18 protein-coding genes are annotated in these 19,354 nt (G+C 56.9%); 6 read left to right on the top strand and 12 right to left on the bottom strand.

What is annotated here, in order from left to right; genetic code table 11:
• The first annotated feature begins 7 nt into the window (after positions 1-7).
• Positions 8-469, top strand: a complete 462-nt coding sequence (locus FN082_RS17230; RefSeq protein WP_139536576.1) for a YehR family lipoprotein — start codon at positions 8-10, stop codon at positions 467-469.
• A gap of 87 nt (positions 470-556) precedes the next feature.
• Here FN082_RS17230 and FN082_RS17225 read toward each other — a convergent pair whose 3' ends face one another.
• Genes FN082_RS17225 through FN082_RS17215 form a run of 3 tightly spaced genes read right to left on the bottom strand, consistent with a single transcriptional unit; the run spans position 557 to position 3,479 of the window.
• Positions 557-1,024 (bottom strand): YehS family protein, encoded by a 468-nt coding sequence (locus FN082_RS17225; RefSeq protein WP_139536577.1) that lies wholly within the window; start codon positions 1,022-1,024, stop codon positions 557-559.
• A gap of 53 nt (positions 1,025-1,077) precedes the next feature.
• On the bottom strand, positions 1,078-1,797 hold the full coding sequence (gene btsR / locus FN082_RS17220; RefSeq protein WP_139536578.1) for a two-component system response regulator BtsR: 720 nt from the start codon (positions 1,795-1,797) through the stop codon (positions 1,078-1,080).
• Positions 1,791-3,479, bottom strand: coding sequence for a sensor histidine kinase (locus tag FN082_RS17215; RefSeq protein ID WP_139536579.1), 1,689 nt, complete (start codon positions 3,477-3,479; stop codon positions 1,791-1,793). Before FN082_RS17215 ends, btsR begins: the two co-directional genes overlap by 7 nt.
• A gap of 402 nt (positions 3,480-3,881) precedes the next feature.
• Here FN082_RS17215 and FN082_RS17210 point away from each other — a divergent pair, with 402 nt between their 5' ends.
• Positions 3,882-3,995 (top strand): protein YohO, encoded by a 114-nt coding sequence (locus FN082_RS17210; protein WP_004103838.1) that lies wholly within the window; start codon positions 3,882-3,884, stop codon positions 3,993-3,995.
• Here the strand turns inward: FN082_RS17210 and FN082_RS17205 are convergent.
• The 5 genes from FN082_RS17205 to bglX all read right to left on the bottom strand — a co-directional run bounded on the left by FN082_RS17205 (position 3,970) and on the right by bglX (position 10,254).
• A complete protein-coding gene (locus FN082_RS17205) occupies positions 3,970-4,707 on the bottom strand; it encodes an ABC transporter permease (protein WP_139536580.1) in 738 nt (245 codons plus the stop codon). The two genes, FN082_RS17210 and FN082_RS17205, sit on opposite strands and share 26 nt — an antisense overlap.
• A complete protein-coding gene (locus FN082_RS17200) occupies positions 4,691-5,638 on the bottom strand; it encodes an ABC transporter ATP-binding protein (protein ID WP_142981984.1) in 948 nt (315 codons plus the stop codon). The genes FN082_RS17205 and FN082_RS17200 overlap by 17 nt, the downstream gene beginning before the upstream one ends.
• Positions 5,631-6,788, bottom strand: a complete 1,158-nt coding sequence (locus FN082_RS17195; RefSeq protein WP_139536582.1) for an ABC transporter permease — start codon at positions 6,786-6,788, stop codon at positions 5,631-5,633. The genes FN082_RS17200 and FN082_RS17195 overlap by 8 nt, the downstream gene beginning before the upstream one ends.
• A gap of 7 nt (positions 6,789-6,795) precedes the next feature.
• Positions 6,796-7,713 (bottom strand): glycine betaine ABC transporter substrate-binding protein OsmF, encoded by a 918-nt coding sequence (gene osmF / locus FN082_RS17190; protein ID WP_139536583.1) that lies wholly within the window; start codon positions 7,711-7,713, stop codon positions 6,796-6,798.
• Positions 7,714-7,956: 243 nt separating this feature from the next.
• Positions 7,957-10,254: a beta-glucosidase BglX gene (bglX, locus tag FN082_RS17185; protein ID WP_142981983.1), complete on the bottom strand. Its 2,298-nt coding sequence runs from the start codon at positions 10,252-10,254 to the stop codon at positions 7,957-7,959.
• Between the two features lie 194 nt (positions 10,255-10,448).
• Between bglX and dld the strand changes: the two genes are divergently transcribed.
• Complete coding sequence (gene dld / locus FN082_RS17180; RefSeq protein ID WP_142981982.1) at positions 10,449-12,191, top strand: D-lactate dehydrogenase; 1,743 nt, start codon at positions 10,449-10,451, stop codon at positions 12,189-12,191.
• 93 nt (positions 12,192-12,284) lie between these two features.
• Positions 12,285-12,839, top strand: a complete 555-nt coding sequence (locus tag FN082_RS17175; RefSeq protein ID WP_004138576.1) for a GNAT family N-acetyltransferase — start codon at positions 12,285-12,287, stop codon at positions 12,837-12,839.
• A gap of 155 nt (positions 12,840-12,994) precedes the next feature.
• Here the strand turns inward: FN082_RS17175 and pbpG are convergent, their stop codons facing one another.
• Positions 12,995-13,942, bottom strand: coding sequence for a D-alanyl-D-alanine endopeptidase (gene pbpG / locus FN082_RS17170; RefSeq protein ID WP_142981981.1), 948 nt, complete (start codon positions 13,940-13,942; stop codon positions 12,995-12,997).
• 175 nt (positions 13,943-14,117) lie between these two features.
• Positions 14,118-14,705: a Yip1 family protein gene (locus tag FN082_RS17165; protein WP_110272418.1), complete on the bottom strand. Its 588-nt coding sequence runs from the start codon at positions 14,703-14,705 to the stop codon at positions 14,118-14,120.
• A 154-nt stretch (positions 14,706-14,859) separates the two neighbouring features.
• Between FN082_RS17165 and FN082_RS17160 the strand changes: the two genes are divergently transcribed.
• Positions 14,860-15,429 carry a DedA family protein gene (locus tag FN082_RS17160; RefSeq protein WP_142981980.1) on the top strand — a complete coding sequence of 190 codons (570 nt, stop codon included), beginning with the start codon at positions 14,860-14,862 and terminating at the stop codon, positions 15,427-15,429.
• Positions 15,430-15,584: 155 nt separating this feature from the next.
• On the opposite strand, the gene mdtQ is transcribed toward FN082_RS17160, so the two are convergent.
• A complete protein-coding gene (mdtQ, locus tag FN082_RS17155; RefSeq protein WP_142981979.1) occupies positions 15,585-17,024 on the bottom strand; it encodes a multidrug resistance outer membrane protein MdtQ in 1,440 nt (479 codons plus the stop codon).
• Between the two features lie 119 nt (positions 17,025-17,143).
• On the opposite strand from mdtQ, the gene FN082_RS17150 reads away from it, so the two are divergent.
• Positions 17,144-17,878, top strand: a complete 735-nt coding sequence (locus tag FN082_RS17150; RefSeq protein WP_016809253.1) for a class I SAM-dependent methyltransferase — start codon at positions 17,144-17,146, stop codon at positions 17,876-17,878.
• A gap of 63 nt (positions 17,879-17,941) precedes the next feature.
• Here the strand turns inward: FN082_RS17150 and FN082_RS17145 are convergent, their stop codons facing one another.
• Complete coding sequence (locus tag FN082_RS17145) at positions 17,942-19,339, bottom strand: glycoside hydrolase family 1 protein (protein WP_142981978.1); 1,398 nt, start codon at positions 19,337-19,339, stop codon at positions 17,942-17,944.
• Positions 19,340-19,354: the final 15 nt, after the last annotated feature.

Here is a 19,354-nt window from a genome sequence, read left to right as displayed (position 1 = left end):
AACGATCATGAAATTTAACCGCAGGATTATCACCGCGCTGGGCGCAACAGTATTGGTTGCCACGCTTATCGGCTGCGATAACAACAAAGATGATGTCAAAGCGTTTAGCAACACCATGAACGGCGTTGATCTGACCTTCACCTACCACTACAAAGGCGATATCGTCACGCGCCAGGACGCGGACAATACCATTCCCTATCAATCACTCGGGGTGAGTAACGAAGAGCAGGCGCGCAAGATTATCGACCCTATCGGCGCGGCTTACAGCAGTATTAAAGGCGTCACGCACAGCGTGGACTATAAAGATACCTACGCTAAGGAACATCTCTCCATCGACTTCAATCAGGTAAAAATCAGCGAGCTGTGCAAATTACCGGGAGCCAGCTTTACCGACTGTTCACAAAAATTTATTTCGTTAAGTGAGTCGGAAAAAATGCTGACGTCGCAGGGATTTAAAGAGGTGAAATAACGGCAACTCCCGACTCGCGCTGCGCTTGGCCGGGCGGCCTTCGGGTAGCCCGGCTCAGGCATTGACGCCGCAAGCCGGGCAAACGCATCAGGATTTTGCGTGTTCGCGCTCGGTGAGACCGCGCAGGAAATAGCGCAGGAACTGGTCACCGCATTCGCGGAAGTTTTTGTGCTCAGGGGCACGCATCATGGCGGTGATTTCCGGCATTGAGACGCGGAACTTCTGCTGGGTGAGAATCGCGAGAATATCATCGGTTTTCAGCGAGAAGGCGATGCGCAGCTTTTTCAACACGATATTATTATTCACCCGGCGTTCGACAGCCAGCGGCGGCGCGGACTCATCTTTCCCGCGTTTATCGTAAATCAGGCCGTTAAGGAAATTCGACAGCACGACATCCGGGCAGCGCACAAACCCCTCTTCGTCTTCTTTTTTTAGCCAGGGAACCAGCTGCTCCGCGCTGACCGGCGCATCCGCCAGCGCAAAAATGCGCACCAGACCGCTATTATTCGTTTTCAGGGTGTAGCGCAAACTACGTAGGATATCGTTACTGATCATATTGCCTTCATGATGAAAAATTCTGGCGCTAAGTCTAACACGATTCCGTCGTTTTACAGCCCAATCGCCTCTTTCAGGCTTTTCAGGTAGCGGCGACTGACCGGCACCGTTTGCCCGGCGCGCATCAGCAGCTCTGCCTGGCCGTTCTCCTCCAGGCGAATCTCCTTGAGATGGGCCATATTAACCAGGTACTGGCGATGGCAGCGCAGCAGCGGCGTTCGGCTCTCCAGCGTGCGTAAGGTCAGCTCGGTAAAACCCTCTTTCCCTTCGCTATCGGTCACATAAATACCGCTCATCCGGCTGCTGACGAAGGCCACATCTTCCATCTGCAGCAGCCAGATCCGGCTGTGTCCGGTGCAGGGAATATATTTCAGCGCCTGTTGGGTGTCATCAAGAACGGTCATATCCTGCAGGCTGCGCTCCTGGCGCAGGCGAGCCAGCGTTTTTTCCAGCCTGGCGGACTCTATTGGCTTAAGTAAATAATCAAATGCGTGCTCTTCAAACGCTTTTACCGCGTACTCGTCAAAAGCGGTCAGGAAGACAATGTAGGGCCGATGCTCCGGGTCAAGCATGCCAACCATCTCCAGGCCGCTGATCCGCGGCATCTGGATATCCAGAAACAGCACATCAGGACGCAGCTTATGCACCGCGCCAATCGCCTCTACGGCATTTCCGCACTCGCCAACGATTTCAATATCCGGCTGGGTCTCCAGCAAAATACGCAGGTTTTCACGTGCCAGCGGCTCGTCATCAACAATTAATACTTTTAACATGCGTTTTCCTCCAGAGGCAGTCGCAGCGTGACGCGGGTAAAACATTCCGGCTCACAGGTGACGGTGATCCCACAGTCGGCGCCAAAACGTGCCCGCAGCCGTCGATCGACCAGATTCATGCCAAGCCCGCTGGCGCTAGGTTTGTCCTGATAGAGCCCGGCGTTATCTTCAATATCCAACTGCAGCCAGCGCTCATGCTGGCTGGCACGAATAGTGATTTCTCCCACGCCAAGGTGCTGTGAAGTCCCGTGCTTAATGGCGTTTTCAACAATCGGCTGTAGGGTAAAGGCCGGTAGATGATGCTGGGCCAGCGCTTCGGGCACCAGCATGTGGATCTGTAAATTGGCCTGAAAGCGCGCTTTCTCAACCTGCAAATAGGCGTTTACGTGTTCAATCTCATCCGCCAGGGTGACAATTTCCGCAGGTCGTTTTAGGTTTTTACGGAAAAAGGTCGACAGATACTGCACCAGTTGCCCGGCCTGGTCGCTGTCGCGGCGAATCACCGCTTTTAGCGTATTCAGCGCGTTGAACAGGAAGTGCGGATTCACCTGGGCGTGCAGCAGCTTGATTTCCGATTGCGTCAGCAACGCTTTTTGTCGCTCGTACTGACCAGCGAGGATCTGCGCCGACAACAGCTGCGCAATCCCCTCCCCCAGCGTGCGGTTAATAGAGCTAAACAGGCGGTTTTTCGCCTCATACAGCTTAATGGTGCCGATCACCCGCTGATTTTCACCGCGCAGCGGGATAACCAGCGTGGAGCCCAGTTTGCAGTTGGGATGAATCGAGCAGCGGTAAGGCACTTCGTTGCCGTCGGCGTAGACCACTTCGCCGGTATCAATCGCCCTTTGGGTATATAGCGAAGAGATAGGTTTGCCGGGGAGATGGTGATCGTCGCCAATCCCGGTAAAGGCCAGCAGTTTGTCGCGATCGGTTATCGCCACCGCGCCAATATCCAGCTCCTGAATTAGCACCTGCGCCACCTTCATACTGTTCTCTTCGTTAAAGCCCTGACGCAGGATCCCTTCCGTCGAGGCGGCAACCTTCAGCGCCGTGGCCGAGAATGCCGAGGTGTATTTTTCAAACATCGCCCGCTTATCCAGCAGAATGCGCATAAACAGCGCCGCGCCGACGGTATTGGTGACCATCATCGGCGCGGCGATGCTCTGTACCAGATGCAGAGCGTCTTCGAACGGGCGAGCGATAAGCAGAATAATCAGCATCTGTACCATTTCGGCGAAAAAGGTAATCGCCCCGGCGGTCAGCGGGCTGAAAACTTTGTCCGGCCGGCCACGTTTTACCAGAATGCTGTGTACCAGCCCGCCGAGCAGTCCCTCAACGATAGTAGAAACCATGCAGCTCAGTGCCGTCATGCCGCCCAGCGAGTAGCGATGAAGCCCGCCGGTCAGCCCCACCAGGCCGCCGACCACCGGCCCTCCCAGCAGGCCGCCCATCACCGCGCCGATAGCGCGCGTGTTGGCGATCGAGTCTTCGATATGCAGACCGAAGTAGGTTCCGAGGATGCAGAAAATGGAAAAGGTGACATAGCACAGCAGCTTGTGCGGCAGACGAACGGTGACCTGCATTAGAGGAATGAACAACCGCGTTTTGCTCATCAGCCACGCAATGACCAAAAACACGCACATCTGCTGAAGCAGCAGCAACACCAGATCAAACTCGTACATACCCGCAGACCACACTTCACATGAAAGCGCGTAACATACACTGCCTGCTTATAACTTTCTTTGAAGCAATACATGAAAATCATAATTCATGTTCAGGATCACACTTCCGAGCGCCTCTCCCGCCATTGAATGTACAAAAAACAAGCAAAGCATCTCTCTTCATAAAAGTACTTCTACAGTTAATAAAGGAGAACGCGACAGGAGCAGCAACAGGATCAGGTTATCTGGCTCAATAACTCTGCGGCGACTTTTCCCGGAGGCGGCGCTTAACGCGCCTGTCCGGGCTACCGGATCGCAGATGCCTGTAAACCCGGAGGTAATGTCGTAGCTAAAAAGCAATTAATGTTTTATTAACACCTGCGCTTCACCGTATAATCTCCGCGTTAACATCAGGAGCCTATTATGAAGCCAGCGAAAATTGCGGTTATCACCCTATTCTTATTTATGGCCATCAGCGGCATCGGCGGCGTGATGCTGGCCGGTTATTCATTTATTGTTCGCGGCGGTGTCGGCTGATTAGCCGGTTCAGCCGTTCAAATCCGCGGTCGACGATAATCGCCGCCAGCGCCACCAGCAGCGCCCCCTGAATGACATAAGCAGTATTAAACCCACTCAGGCCGATAACAATCGGCGTGCCGAGGGTATTCGCGCCCACCGTTGAGGCGATGGTCGCCGTACCAATATTGACGATGGTCGACGTGCGGATACCGGCCAACATCACCGGCGCCGCCAGCGGCAGCTCCACTTTTATCAGCCTCTGCCAGCCGCTCATCCCCATCCCCTGGGCGATAGTTAACACCCCGGACGGAACTGCCCCCAGTCCTGCCAGCGTCCCCTGCAAAACGGGCAATATACCGTACAGCGCCAGCGCAATCAGCGCAGGCTGCCAGCCGAATCCCATCACCGGCACCGCAATCGCCAGCACCGCCACCGGCGGAAACGTCTGCCCCATCGCGGCTATCGTTTCCACCAGCGGACGAAACTCATGCCCCGCCGGACGCGTCACCGCAATCCCGGCCCCGACGCCCACGACCGTCGCCGCCAGGCTGGAGAGCGCCACCAGCCAAAAGTGCGCCAGGGTGAGAGAAACAAAACTCTCCTGCTGATAAACCGGACGCGGCAGCTCGGGAAACAGCGTGCTGAACAGCGGCGCGCTCCAGGGCAGCACCAGCAGCAGCGCGATAAACATTCCCGTTAGCCATAGCAGCGGATCACGCAGAACTTTCACGTCGGACCTCCTCGCGCAGCAGGTCGGCAAAATGCAGCGTCCCGCAGGCTTGCCCTTGTTCATCAACCACCGGCAGCACCTCCCGGCGATGAGCAACAAACTGGGACAGCGCCTCGCGCAGGGTCATCGTCACATTTAACGCATCCCCCAACAGACGCTCGTCGCGACGCAGGTAGTCGCCCACCCCGCGCAGCGACAACAGGCGCACACCCAGTTCGCTGCGGCCAAAAAAGGTCTGCACAAAGGCATTTTTCGGCTCAAGCAGCATCTGCAACGGTTCGCCCTGCTGCACTACTTCGCCGCCGTCCATCAGCACCAGATGATCCGCCAGGCGCAGAGCTTCGTCGATATCGTGGGTCACCAGCACAATCGTTCGCCCTAGCAGGCGGTGAATGCGGATCATCTCCTGCTGTAGCGCTTCGCGCGTCACCGGGTCGAGCGCGCCAAAAGGTTCATCCATCAGCAAAACTTCCGGATTGGCCGCCAGGGCGCGCGCCACGCCGACGCGCTGCTGCTGACCGCCGGAAAGCTGGTGTGGATAGCGCTCGCGCAGACCAGGCTCCAGCCCCAGCAGCGCCATCAGCTCATCAACCCGCGCCTGCGTTTTCTGCTGAGACCACTTTTGCAACTGCGGAACGGTGGCAATGTTCTGCGCCACCGTCCAGTGGGGAAACAGGCCGATAGACTGGATGGCGTAGCCCATTCTGCGGCGCAGTTCGAGAACCGGCTGCTGGCGGATATCCTGCCCGGCAAAACGGATCGTCCCGCTATCGTGTTCCACCAGACGATTAATCATTTTCAGCGTGGTCGACTTTCCCGAGCCTGAGGTACCAATCAGCACCGAAAATGCCCCTTCGCGAAGATGCAGATTGAGGTTTTTTACCGCAGGCTCTCCGGCAAAGGCTTTGTTGACGCTGTCGAACTCAATCACGGGCCTCTCCTTTCAGTAATGCGCCCCACAGCGCGAATAGCGCATCCACCACCACCGCCAGCGCGATGGTCGGGATCACCCCTAACAGTACCAGGTCCAGCGCGCTGCTCAGCAATCCCTGGAAGACCAGCGCGCCAAAGCCGCCCGCACCAATTAACGCCGCCACCACCGCCATGCCGACGGTTTGCACACTCACCACCCGCAGGCTGCGCAATAATACGGGCAGCGCCAGCGGCAGCTGCACCAGGCGGAAACGCTGACCGCTGCTCATCCCCATCGCCACGGCGCTTTCCAGTGTTTCACGCGGCACCTGTTGCAATCCGGTCACCACGCCGCGCACCAGCGGCAAAAGGGCATACAGCACCAGCGCAATCAAAGCAGGCGTCATGCCGGTGCCGGAAACGCCAAGCTGCGCCAGCGACGGAAATTGACGCGCTAATCCGGCCAGCGGTGCGATCAACAAACCGAACAGCGCAACGGAGGGGACGGTCTGAATCACGTTAAGAACGGCAAAAGCCGGCGATTGCCAGCGGGGATAGCGCCAGAGCCAAATCCCCACGGGTAGCCCGATCAACAACCCCGGCAGCAAAGTGCCAAACAGCAGCGTGAGATGCTGATACAGCGCATCGTCAAAAACATCCTGGCGGTTGAAGTACTCTTTGAGTAGCGACAGGCCGTCCAGTGCACCCAGCCACAGCAGTAGTCCGGGCAGCAGCCAGATTTGCGCATTCAGCAGCCAGCGCCAAAGCGCACGGGAGGTAAGGCGACGAGCGGCGTCGCTGGCGATAAGCAGGCATAACGCCACAGACAACCACAGGCCGCTGCCGGGCGAGGTGCGGGCCAAGGGTGAGCCGCTACGCGCCAGTTCAACCGCCGCCTGACCTGCGCCCCATAGCAAAAGCGGCAGCAGCAGGTCCGCCAGCAGAAAGATAAGCAGCAGAGGAAGACGTCCTGGACGCCAGCATAGCAGCCCAATCAGCAGCGTTACCGCAGCCTGTATGCCAGCCAGCCACGGCCAAACCTGCCACAGCCAACGGCCCTCGCCGGATAACAGCCGGTTAGGCGCGTAATTGATAAACGGCAGCGCCATCACCAGCAGCAGTAACAGCGCCAGCAGCAACGCAACGCGGTTATAACAACGAATCGTCACGCGGGTTCTACTTCAGCAGCCCTTTTTGTTGCAGATAATCGGCGGCGACTTTCTTCGCATCCAGGCCCTCTACCGCAATGCTGGCGTTCAGCTTTTGCAGCGTCTTTTCATCCAGGCTGGCGAATACTGGCTGTAGCCATTCGGCTATCTGCGGGTACTCTTTCAGTACCGCTTCACGCACGACCGGGGCCGGAGCATAAATCGGCTGTACACCCTTTGGATCGCTGAGGGTTTGCAGGCCCAGCGCGGCGACCGGGCCATCGGTACCGTAGGCCATCGCCGCATTCACGCCGGAGGTTTGCTGTGCCGCCGCCTTGATAGTGACCGCCGTATCGCCGCCCGCCAGCGACAGCAGTTGGTTTTGCTTAAGGTTAAAGTCGTAGGCTTTTTCAAACGCCGGCAGCGCGTCCGGGCGTTCGATAAATTCCGCCGAGGCAGCCAGCTTAAACTCGCCGCCCTTTTGCAGGTAGCTGGCAAGGTCGCTTAATGAGGTGAGGTGATTTTTCTCCGCCAGGTCCTGACGCACGGCGATAGTCCAGGTGTTGTTGGCCGGAGCCGGAGTCAGCCAGACGAGTTTGTTCTTTTCCGCATCCAGTTTTTTGACTTTTTCATAGCCCTGCTGGGCGTTTTTCCACGCTGGGTCATTTTCCTCTTTGAAGAAGAAAGCGCCGTTGCCGGTATATTCCGGGTAGATGTCCAGTTCACCCGCAGTGATCGCCCCCCGAACGACCGGCGTAGTGCCAAGCTGGACTTTATTCACGGTTTTCACTCCGTGGTTTTCCAGCACCTGCAGAATAATATTGCCCAGCAGCGCCCCTTCGGTGTCGATTTTTGAGCCAACCTTAACCGGCTCCGCCGCCTGCAACGGCAGGCTTATCAGGGCCGTCAGCGCCAGCGCGCCTGACCAAATACTTGCCTTTATCATCCCGCGTCCCTCTTTAATTTGCGCTCCATTAACAGGAGCTTAAGAGAAAAGCGTAGTTCATTTAGGGCATTGCGGAAAAAGAAAAGGCCGATTAATCGGCCTTCAGGATAACGGTCCGCAGATGACGGTGAACCCGTAGCCCGGTCAGCGCAGCGCCACCGGGAAGAAACGGCTCCGATGCATCAACCCGGCACATTCCCCGGAGGCGGCGCTTAACGCGCCTGTCCGGGCTACAAATCGCTGTTACAGCAGCTCAAATTCGCTCTGCTTAACGCGGGCGGAGTCGACGCCGATAAAGACGTTGAATTTGCCCGGCTCGGCGTCGTACTTCATCTGCTGGTTCCAGAACTTCAGCGCGTCGACGTCAATCGGGAAGCTGACGGTTTGCGTCTCGCCCGGCTTGAGCGTCACTTTCTTAAAGCCGCGCAGCATTTTCACCGGACGGCTCATGGAAGCAGTGACATCCTGCAGATAAAGCTGAATCACCGTTGCCCCTTCACGCTTGCCGGTGTTGGTCACCTGCACGCTGGCGGTCACGCTGCCGTCGCGTTGCATGGTCGGTGCTGACATTTTCACGTCGGAAACGCTAAAGGTGGTGTAGCTCAGGCCGTAGCCGAACGGATAGAGCGGGCCGTTAGCCTCGTCAAAATAGCGCGAGGTGTACTTGTTCGGCTTATCGGCATTATAAGGACGACCGGTGTTGAGATGGCTGTAGTAGGTGGGGATCTGTCCGACCGAGCGCGGGAAGGACATCGGCAGCTTGCCCGATGGGTTATAGTCGCCGAACAGCACATCGGCAATGGCGTTACCGCCTTCGGTACCGGCAAACCAGGTTTCCAGAATCGCATCAGCCTGCTGATCTTCTTTCACCAGCGCCAGCGGACGACCGTTCATCAGCACCAGCACCAGCGGTTTGCCGGTGGCCTTCAGGGCGCTGATCAGGTCACGCTGACTTTGCGGCAGAGTGATATCAGTGCGGCTGGACGCTTCATGGGCCATGCCCTGCGCTTCACCCACCACGGCAACCACCACGTCGGACTGCTTCGCCGCCGCTACCGCTTCGTCAATCATCTCCTGCGGCGAACGCGGGTCGACCTGCACCGCTTTCTCATACAGATTGAGGAAGTCGACGATGCCTTTATCGTTAGTGACGTTAGCGCCTTTGGCGTAGATAACCTTGCCTTTGTCGCCCAGTGCATTCTGGATGCCGGTCAGCACGGTTACCGACTGATCGGCAACGCCCGCCGCAGACCAACTGCCCATCATGTCGCGCTTGCTGTCGGCCAGAGTGCCAATCACCGCGATAGTGCCCGATTTTTTCAGCGGCAGCGTGTCGAGACGGTTTTTCAGCAGCACCAGGCTTTCGCGCGCCACTTCACGGGCTTCTTTGCGATGCAGACGGCTTTCAGCATTGGTGTCCTCTGGATCAGACTCTTTCGGCCCCAGATGGCTGTACGGGTCATTAAACAGTCCCATATCATATTTAACGTTCAGCACATGGCGGGTGGCGTCATCCAGCTCCGCCATGGTCACCTTGCCGGACTTCACCAGCTCAGGCAGATATTTGCTGTAGTACTCATCGCTCATACTCATGTTGATGCCGGACTTCAGCGCCACGCGCACCGCGTCTTCCGGATCCGACGCCACGCCATGCTTGATGAGTTCCTTGATGGCCCCGTGGTCGGATACGGTGATGCCTTTAAAGCCCCACTGGTCGCGCAGCACGTCCTTCAGCAGCCAGGCATCGGAGGTCGCCGGGGTGCCGTTGAGCGAGTTCAGCGCCACCATCACCGCCCCGCTCCCCGCATCCAGCCCCGCTTTATACGGCGGCATATAGTCGTTAAACAGTCGCTGCGGGCTCATATCAACGGTGTTGTACTCTTTGCCGCCCTCGACCGCGCCGTAGGCGGCAAAGTGCTTAACGCTGGTCATCACCGAGTACCTGTCCGCCGGGCTTTTTCCCTGCATCGACTCAACCATCGCCCTGCCCATCTCGGTGGTCAGGTACGTATCTTCGCCGAAGCCTTCTGAGGCGCGGCCCCAGCGCGGGTCGCGGGAGACATCGACCATCGGCGCCCAGGTCATATTCAGTCCGTCGTCAGCCGCTTCATAAGCCGAAATCCGCCCAACGGTGTTGACCGCGCCGAGGTTAAAAGAGGAGGCCAGACCCAGGCTAATCGGGAAAACGGTACGCTGACCGTGCAGTACGTCATAGGCGAAAAACAGCGGGATTTTCAGGCGACTGAGTTCCATCACCTGATCCTGCATAATGCGGATATCGTGGCGGGTGACGGTGTTAAAAATCGCTCCTACCTGACCGTCTTTAATCATTTCGCGGATGGCTTCTTTCGGGTTATCGGGGCCGACGCTAATTAAGCGTAGCTGACCGATTTTTTCATCCACCGTCATTTTGGTTAGCAGTTCCGTCACAAACGCATCCCGCGCCTGCGGCGTCAGGGGATGATTGCCGAACAATTCATCCGCTAGCGCGGGTTGCAGCGCCAGACTCACGGCGACGCCTACAGTACAGAGCCATTTCATTTTTATCCCTCATTGTTCCAGTCGGCCAGTTCGGCGAAAAGATAGCAAAAAACCAAGTCTGACATAAACATAAACGAGACGCCTGGAGAAAGCGCAGGTTGTTCTCTGATTTTTCGTAACATTGATGCATCAAATTGTCATACAAAGCGCTATTCTTAAAGCTGATTATTTTGTACCACCACAAGGAGTGGAACATGTCATCTGCAATAACAAATAACAACGCTTTTCTGGCTGAACTGACCCGCCTGGTCGGCGCTTCCCATCTGCTGACCGACCCGGCCAAAACCCAGCGCTATCGCAAAGGCTTCCGCTCCGGTCAGGGGGAAGCGCTGGCGGTGGTCTTCCCCGGAACGCTGCTGGAACTGTGGCGCGTGCTGAGCGCTTGCGTCACCGCCGACAAAATCATTTTGATGCAGGCGGCGAACACCGGCCTGACCGAAGGCTCAACGCCGAACGGCAATGATTATGACCGCGAAATCGTTATTATCAGCACCCTGCGTCTGGACAAGCTGCATCTGCTGGATAAAGGCGAGCAGGTGCTGGCTTACCCCGGCACGACCCTTTATTCGCTGGAAAAAGCGCTGAAGCCGCTGGGTCGCGAGCCGCATTCCGTCATTGGCTCGTCATGCATCGGCGCGTCGGTGGTCGGCGGGATCTGCAACAACTCCGGCGGCTCGCTGGTACAGCGCGGCCCGGCCTATACCGAGATGTCGCTGTACGCCCAGATAGATGAAAACGGCAAGCTCAGCCTGGTCAACCATCTGGGCATCGACCTCGGCACCACGCCAGAGCAGATCCTCAGCCGCCTTGATGACGAACGGGTTAAAGATGAGGATGTGCGCCATGATGGCCGCCATGCCCACGATCATGACTACGTCACCCGCGTGCGCGACGTCAATGCCGATACCCCGGCGCGCTACAACGCCGACCCTGATCGCCTGTTTGAATCTTCAGGTTGCGCCGGAAAGCTGGCGGTGTTCGCCGTACGCCTGGACACCTTCCCGGCAGAGAAACGCCAGCAGGTGTTTTATATCGGCACCAACCAACCGGACGTGCTAACCGAAATTCGCCGCCATATTCTGGCGGAGTTTAATAACCTGCCGGTGGCGGGCGAGTATATGCACCGCGATATTTACGATATCGCCGAGCAGTATGGCAAAGATACCTTCCTGATGATCGACAAACTCGGCACCGATAAAATGCCGTTCTTCTTCACCATGAAGGGCCGCACCGATGCGATGCTGGAGAAGGTGTCCCTGTTTAAGCCACACTTCACCGACCGCTTTATGCAGAAGCTGGGACACGTCTTCCCGGCGCACCTGCCGGAGCGAATGAAATCCTGGCGCGATAAATACGAACACCATCTGCTGCTGAAGATGGCAGGTGATGGCATCGAAGAGGCTCAGACCTGGCTTGGTGAATATTTCAAAAACGCCGAGGGTAATTTCTTTGCCTGTACCGCGGAAGAAGGCAGCAAGGCTTTCCTGCACCGCTTCGCCGCAGCGGGCGCGGCAATCCGCTATCAGGCGGTTCACTCAGATGAAGTGGAAGACATTCTGGCGCTGGATATCGCCCTGCGGCGTAACGATACCGAATGGTTTGAGCATCTTCCCGCCGAGATAGACAGTCAACTGGTGCATAAGCTCTACTACGGTCACTTTATGTGCCACGTTTTCCATCAGGATTACATCGTGAAAAAAGGCGTCGATGCCCACGAACTGAAGGAGAAAATGCTGGTGCTGCTGAAGGAGCGCGGCGCTCAGTATCCGGCCGAGCATAACGTGGGTCATCTTTATGAAGCGCCGGAAAGTTTAAAACGCTTCTATCGCGAAAACGATCCGACCAACAGCATGAACCCGGGTATCGGCAAGACCAGTAAGCAAAAATACTGGGGCGAAACGCAGGACAACTCTGCGAACGCGACCGACCCGCAATAATCCGCAAGAGGGACTGTTCAGCCTCGGGGCTTCTGTATTACGCTGCACGCCGGAGAAATCTCCTCTCCGGCGAACCCGCTTAAGGAACCCATCATGTCCGCAGTGGATAAATTACACGACGCTGACTTAGAGATCCGCGAGGCGCTGCCCGATGACGCCCACGCCATCGCCGCGCTGTACGTCTGGCACGTACTCAATGGACGCGCCTCTTTTGAAGAGATCCCGCCGACCGTCGATGAGATGCGCAAACGTATCAAAACCGTGCGCGATAGCGGGCTGCCGTGGCTGGTTGCCCTGTGGCGCGGCACCATCGTCGGCTACTGTTACGCCACCTTCTATCGTCCGCGCCCGGCCTATCGTTACACCCTTGAAGAGTCAATTTATGTCGAAGCGGGTATGGGCGGACGCGGTATCGGCAGCGCCCTGCTCTCCCGCTTAATTGAAAAGTGTGAACAGGGTCCGTGGCGACAAATGCTGGCGATTATCGGCGACGGACACAGTAACGCCGGGTCGATTGCCATACATAAGAAATTCGGCTTTAGCGTGGCGGGCCAGCTGCGCAGCGTCGGCTATAAGATGGGCGACTGGCGGGATACCTTAATTATGCAGCGCCCGCTCGGCGATGGCGACTGGACGCTGCCGGAGTAAGCCCTCGGGGTCGCGGGTAAGCGGTAGCCCGGACAGGCGCGCCAGCGCCGCCTCCGGGAAAATCCCCCGGCTCGCGCTGCGCTTAGCCGGCTACGGTTCAGCGCGGTTCTGTAGCCCGGATAAGGCGTTTACGCCGTAATCCGGGGAAATGGGGGTTAATCGTTCTGCGCGGTCTGCGCGCCGCCTTTTAGCATCGCATCGGCCATTTGCGCTTCGCGCTGCTTCTTATAGCTGAGCGCGGAAGCCGGAACCGGCATCACCTTCCCGGTTTCAATCCACGTCCGCAAACGACTGGCATCAGCAAAGTGGGTATATTTTCCGAACGCATCCATGACCACCAGCGCCACCGGACGCCCTTTGATCACCGTACGCATAATCAGGCAGTGGCCCGCCGCGTTGGTAAAACCAGTTTTGGTCAGCTGAATATTCCAGTTATCGCGGTACACCAGATGGTTGGTATTACGGAACGGCAGCGTGTAGGCGGGATGAGCAAAGGTCGCCATATCCTCTTTGGTGGTGCTCAGTTGACCAATCAGCGGATACTGTTCGCTGGCGATCAGCAGCTTGCTCAGATCGCGTGCAGTGGAGACGTTATGAATCGACAGGCCAGTTGGCTCAACGTAACGGGTACGGGTCATCCCTAGCGCCTGCGCTTTGGCATTCATCGCACGAATAAACGCATCGTAGCCACCCGGATAATGGTGCGCCAGGCTGGCGGCAGCGCGGTTTTCCGAGGACATCAGCGCCAGCAGCAGCATATTGCGGCGGCTGATTTCGCTGTTCAGGCGCACGCGTGAGTAAATCCCTTTCATTTCAGGCGTCTGACTGATATCGACGGTCAGCATCTCATCAAGCGGCTGATGGGCATCAAGCACCACCATCGCGGTCATCACCTTGGTGATCGACGCCATCGGGCGGACCAGATCCGGCTGGCTGGCATAGATCACTTTTTTGCTGGCAAGATCGACGATCATCGCGCTACCGGAAGCGATATCCGGCTGTGAAGCGGTAACCGCTGCGGGGGTTTTAGCTATCGCCTGGGGCGCAAAAGGCACAGCCAGCAGCAAAGTCAGGCTGAGCAAAGAAACTCGAAATTTGGTCATCGTGAGCATTCTGAAAAGTATTTTTGCACGTTATGAACGTACGCCGCGGCGTTGGGGTGGTAACGCCGCTGGCAAAAATCATCATACCCCGGCAGAACGCTGGCTGGCTAATAAGAATCGTGAACAAATGCTGCATTGCCGACATAAAAACCTATTTATGTCGGCAATGAGTCAATCAGAAGAGTCGATATCCGTAACCCCAGAGAATCACGGTGATGGCGAGCAGCACTTCCAGCACCAGCACCCCAATCGCCAGAGTGGAGCTGGCGAAGCTCAACCCCTCTTCTTTATTGATACTCAAGAAGGTTGGAATGCCGAGATACAGCAGATAACCGGTATACAGCAGCGCGACGGTCCCCACGAGCGCGCACAGCCATACCAGCGGATAGAGCGCCACAATCCCGCTCAGGAAGATCGGCGTGGCGACATAACCGGCAAACACCATACAGCGTTTCAGCGAAGGCCGCTGCGGATAGCTTCTTGCCATCCACCAGATAACCCGCCCCATCACCGCCACCCCGGCGAGCATAACGGCATAAAACAGCACCGCCAGCGCCAGCCCGGTCATCAGCGACAGTTTTACCACGGTGCCATCGCCGAAGTTCCAGCCCAGCTGCGTCGTGCCGATAAAGGCGCAGATAACCGGAACCGCCGCCATGACCAGCACGTGGTGCGTATAGTGATGCGAAATGGTCTCGTTTTCACTTTTGATAACGCTCATCTCTTGATTAGGATGAGAGAAGAGTCCCCAGACATGGTTCATAGCGTCCCCCTTGTCACGGCGTGGTACAGCACTGATCCAAGTATAATTCACCTTGTAGATTATTTTGTGTACAGCAATAAAAATGCGCTTCCCCGCATTTTTATCATCAGGGTGTATGATTAAGGGACTGACGTTTTAAGGAGTTTATCTTTATATGGATATCAATAACCTGATTTCCCAGTACGGCTACGCGGCGCTGGTCATTGGCAGCATGGCGGAAGGCGAAACCATCACTCTGCTCGGCGGCGTGGCGGCACATCAGGGATTATTGAAGTTCTGGCTGGTGGTTGTCTCGGTTGCCCTTGGCGGAATGATCGGCGACCAGTTGCTTTACTTACTTGGCAGACGCTTTGGCGGGCGCATTCTGCGGCGATTCTCGAGCCAGAAAAAGCGGATTCAGAAAGCCCAGCGCATGATTCAGCGATGCCCTTATCTGTTTGTGATTGGCACCCGTTTTATGTACGGCTTTCGGGTTATCGGACCGTTACTGATTGGCGCCAGCCGTCTGCCGCCAAAGGTCTTTCTACCGCTGAATATTCTCGGTGCCATTGTCTGGGCGCTGATCTTTACTACCCTGGGGTATCTCGGCGGCGAAGCGATTGGCCCGTGGCTGCATCATCTGGATGCGCATCTGAAACACTGGATCTGGCTGATTCTGGTGGTCGTTCTGGTGGTTGCGGCGCACTGGTGGCTCAAGCGCCGCGAGGCGAAAAGGAAGGAGTGACGAGAGTTCCCGGAGGCGGTGCTGACGCACCTGTCCGGGCTACAAAACCCACAGACCGCACGGACCTGTAGCCCGGGCAGGCGCTTTGCGCCGCCCCCGGGGAGAATAATCAGAAGCCGCGTTGGGTGTGGCTACAAAACCCGCAGACCGCACAGTTACTTCGCCGCCTGATGATATCCGCCACCCAGAGCGGAAGTCAGCTGGATGCTGGCATCAAGCCACTGGCCGTGCAGGCGCAGCGCGGCAATCCGCTCCTGTAGCGCGGGCAGCTTCGCCAGGCTGACGCGCGAGCCGGAGATGATCCCGGCATTCATCCGCGCTTGCGCCAGAGCGACCATCCGCTGGGCATCTTTCTCAACTTGCAGCTGCTGCTGGTTTTTCGCCATCAGCGTCTCAACCTGGCTGGCGGTTTTCGCCACCTGATTAACCGCATCGACCACGGCTTTGTTGTACTTCGCCACCGACAGGCTGTTTTGCGCGCTGGCGATATCCAGATTCGCATTCAGGCGGCCGCTATCAAAGATAGGCAGCGTCAACCCGGCGGTAACGCCCATCTGCTGCGCGGAGTGACGGAACAGATCGCTGAGATGCAGGGCATCCTGTTGCAGGAAGGCCATCAGGTTGATATCCGGATAAAACGCCGCTTTAGCGGCATCAATTTCGCTTAAAGAAGCCTCGATATACCAGTGCGCCACCTGCAAATCCGGGCGCCGCGCCAGCAGTTCATAGCCCAGTTCGCTGGGCATCTGTGCGCTGACGGCGGGCAAATTAGCCGGACGTAAATTCAGCGCCTGGCTCTGATTGTTGGTCAGCGCCATCAGCCGCGCTTCAATCTCTTTCATATTGCCCGCAACGTCGGCGAGCTGCTGGTCGGTTTTGCTGACGTTAATATCGTTCTCCGCCCCTTCGGCAGAGTTGGTGATCCCGCGCTGATACAGCGCCGTATCCACGGTAACAATATTGTTCTGCTCGCTCTTCACCTGAGTCAGCACGTTTTTAATGGCGGCTTCGGTCTGCCATTGCCAGTAAAGGCGGGCGACGCTGCTGGCCAGCAGTTCGCGAGTCTGCGCCTCTTCAGCAACCTGAGCTTTAACTTCACCGATGCGTGCTTTTAGCAGAGCGCGATTTTTACCCCATAGATCCAGATCCCAACCCGCCGTCAGGCCAAAGGTACCGTTGGTATACCACGGGCCGGTGTTGCCGTCAGTATCCGTCGCGAACGGCCCCATCAGGCCTTCAGAGGACATTTTCTGTCGCTCTATATCGGCGGAAAAATCCAGATTCGGCCCCAGATTAGACTGCGACATCCGCGCCTGCGCTTCCGCCAGCTTGATACGTTGTTCAGCAATCTGCATATCCGGCGCATTAGCTAACGCGCGTTGAATCAAGCTATTGAGCTGCGGGTCGTGGTAGTCCTGCCACCAGTTGCTCTGCGGCCAGCCGTTTTTCACGGCGGCGGGCAGTTCCATTGAGACGTGGGATGCCGGGGTCTGCTGCTGCGCCGGGTTGCCAATATCGTGCGATGGCGCGCAGCCAGCCAGCACGATAGCCAGCGGCAGGCCAGCCAGCACGCGTTTGCTCAAAGTCAGGTTCATGAAATCGGTCAGATGATTAAATAAGGTCGGGTATATTAAGCTAATTGCATCATAGCCGTTTAGTAAAGCGTGTGCCGTAACTATTAGCAGGCTAAAAATAAACTTCTCATGGAGTGAAAATGAGTCAGAACATCTATGACGATCCCGCTTTTTTTGCCGGATACGCCACCCTCGACCGTTCAGTTAAGGGGCTGGAAGGCGCGCCTGAGTGGCCAACCATACAGCAAATGCTTCCGCCGTTATCCGGTTTACGCGTCGTCGATCTTGGCTGCGGCTACGGTTGGTTTTGCCGCTGGGCCCGCGATCGGGGTGCCGCGCAGGTCGAGGGACTGGATCTCTCCAGCCGGATGCTGGAGCGTGCCCGCGAAATGACCCGCGGCGAAGGTATCCGCTACCGCTGTGAAAACCTGGAGAACCTGACCCTGCCCGCAAATAGCTGCGAGCTGGTCTATAGCTCGCTGGCGCTACACTATCTGCCCGACGTGGCGCCGCTGTTCGCTACCGTTTACCAGGCGCTGACGCCCGGCGGTACGCTGCTGTTCTCCGCCGAGCATCCCATCTATACCGCCCCGCCGCAGCAGAGCTGGCTGGAAGATGAGAACGGACAGAAGCGCTGGCCGGTGAGCCACTACCAGCAGGAGGGCGAACGTATCAGCAACTGGTTTGCCGACGGGGTGAAGAAGCAGCACCGCAAGCTGTCCACCTGGATAAACCTGCTGGTGGCCGCCGGTTTTATCATCGAGCATCTGGATGAATGGGGGCCAACGGCGGAGCAGATTGCCGCCCAGCCAGCGCTGGATGAAGAAAAAGAGCGGCCGATGATTTTTCTGCTGCGCGCGCGCAAGCCGGCGTAATACGCAAAATGGCCCGGAGGTTATCCGGGCCATATGGATGATGTTACTTTCGTGCTCAGGGCATTACTCTTTTAAGCTGCCGCCGTTAGTGGCAATCACTTCTTTATACCAGTTGAAGCTTTTCTTGCGGCTGCGCGCCAAGGTACCGTTACCTGCGTCATCACGATCGACGTAGATAAAACCGTAGCGCTTGGACATCTCCGCCTTCGACGCGCTCACCAGGTCGATTGGCCCCCAACTGGTGTAGCCCATCAGCTCAACGCCATCTTCAATCGCCTCGCGCGCCTGTACCAGATGGTCGTTAAGGTAGCTGATACGATAATCGTCGTTGATGCTGCCATCGGCTTCGACTTTATCCTTCGCGCCCAGGCCGTTTTCAACGATAAACAGCGGTTTCTGATAGCGGTCCCACAGCACGTTCAGCAAGGTACGCAGGCCCAGCGGGTCAATCTGCCAGCCCCACTCCGAGCTTGCCAGGTGCGGGTTCGGCACCATGCTGAGAATATTGCCGCGCGCTTTTTTGTTCAGCTCTTCATCTGCAGTGACGCAGCCGGTCATATAGTAGCTAAAGGAGATGAAATCGACGGTCTCTTTCAGGGCTTCGCGATCGGCATCGGTGATCTCAAGATTAATGCCGTTATCGCGGAAATAGCGCAGCATATAGCCCGGATACGCGCCGCGGCACTGTACATCGCCAAAGAACTGCCAGCTGCGGTTCTGCTGCAGGGTTTCAAAAATATCTTCCGGTTTGCAGCTCAGCGGATACATCAGGCCGCCGAGCAGCATGTTGCCGATTTTGCCTTCCGCGACAATTTCATGGCAGGCCTTCATCGCCAGCGCGCTCGCCACCATCTGATGGTGAATGGCCTGGTATACTTCGTTTTTCCTGCTGTCGGATGGCAGACCCACGCCGGTCATCGGCGCGTGCAGGGACATATTGATTTCGTTGAAGGTCAGCCACAATTTGACCTTCGCCTGATAGCGCTCAAACACCGTACGGGCATAGCGCTCGAAGAAACCAATCACTTTACGGTTACCCCAACCGCCATAGTTTTTCACCAGCGCCCACGGCATCTCGTAGTGCGACAGTGTCACCAGCGGAGTGATATTGTGCTTCGCCATTTCATCAAACAGCTTATCGTAAAAGGCCAGTCCGGCTTCGTTTGGCTGAGCATCATCGCCGTTAGGGAAAATACGCGTCCAGGCAATCGATACACGCAGGCAGTTAAAGCCCATTTCAGCAAACAGGCTGATATCTTCCGGGTAGCGGTGGTAAAAATCGATGGCAACATCTTTAATTCCGCTATCGCCCGGTACACGCTCCACGACTTCGCTAAAAATACCGCCGTTTGGCTGAACATCAGAAGTCGACAGTCCTTTGCCATCCTCCTGATAAGCGCCTTCGACCTGATTTGCCGCGGTCGCGCCGCCCCATAAAAACGCCTGTGGGAATGTTTTCATTCATCTCTCTCCTGT

This window comes from Klebsiella spallanzanii (assembly GCF_902158555.1).
GTDB lineage: Bacteria > Pseudomonadota > Gammaproteobacteria > Enterobacterales > Enterobacteriaceae > Klebsiella > Klebsiella spallanzanii.
This window is presented reverse-complemented; position numbering and strand designations above follow the sequence as displayed.

Bases quoted from the DNA above. Each gene is read 5' to 3' on its own strand.
- FN082_RS17165 (WP_110272418.1), bottom strand. From the start codon at position 14,705: ATGAACCATGTCTGGGGACTCTTCTCTCATCCTAATCAAGAGATGAGC.
- FN082_RS17145 (WP_142981978.1), bottom strand. From the start codon at position 19,339: ATGAAAACATTCCCACAGGCGTTTTTATGGGGCGGCGCGACCGCGGCA.
- FN082_RS17160 (WP_142981980.1), top strand. From the start codon at position 14,860: ATGGATATCAATAACCTGATTTCCCAGTACGGCTACGCGGCGCTGGTC.
- FN082_RS17215 (WP_139536579.1), bottom strand. From the start codon at position 3,479: ATGTACGAGTTTGATCTGGTGTTGCTGCTGCTTCAGCAGATGTGCGTG.
- FN082_RS17175 (WP_004138576.1), top strand. From the start codon at position 12,285: ATGTCCGCAGTGGATAAATTACACGACGCTGACTTAGAGATCCGCGAG.
- btsR (WP_139536578.1), bottom strand. From the start codon at position 1,797: ATGTTAAAAGTATTAATTGTTGATGACGAGCCGCTGGCACGTGAAAAC.
- FN082_RS17225 (WP_139536577.1), bottom strand. From the start codon at position 1,024: ATGATCAGTAACGATATCCTACGTAGTTTGCGCTACACCCTGAAAACG.
- pbpG (WP_142981981.1), bottom strand. From the start codon at position 13,942: ATGACCAAATTTCGAGTTTCTTTGCTCAGCCTGACTTTGCTGCTGGCT.
- mdtQ (WP_142981979.1), bottom strand. From the start codon at position 17,024: ATGAACCTGACTTTGAGCAAACGCGTGCTGGCTGGCCTGCCGCTGGCT.
- FN082_RS17150 (WP_016809253.1), top strand. From the start codon at position 17,144: ATGAGTCAGAACATCTATGACGATCCCGCTTTTTTTGCCGGATACGCC.
- FN082_RS17230 (WP_139536576.1), top strand. From the start codon at position 8: ATGAAATTTAACCGCAGGATTATCACCGCGCTGGGCGCAACAGTATTG.
- FN082_RS17210 (WP_004103838.1), top strand. From the start codon at position 3,882: ATGAAGCCAGCGAAAATTGCGGTTATCACCCTATTCTTATTTATGGCC.
- bglX (WP_142981983.1), bottom strand. From the start codon at position 10,254: ATGAAATGGCTCTGTACTGTAGGCGTCGCCGTGAGTCTGGCGCTGCAA.
- dld (WP_142981982.1), top strand. From the start codon at position 10,449: ATGTCATCTGCAATAACAAATAACAACGCTTTTCTGGCTGAACTGACC.
- osmF (WP_139536583.1), bottom strand. From the start codon at position 7,713: ATGATAAAGGCAAGTATTTGGTCAGGCGCGCTGGCGCTGACGGCCCTG.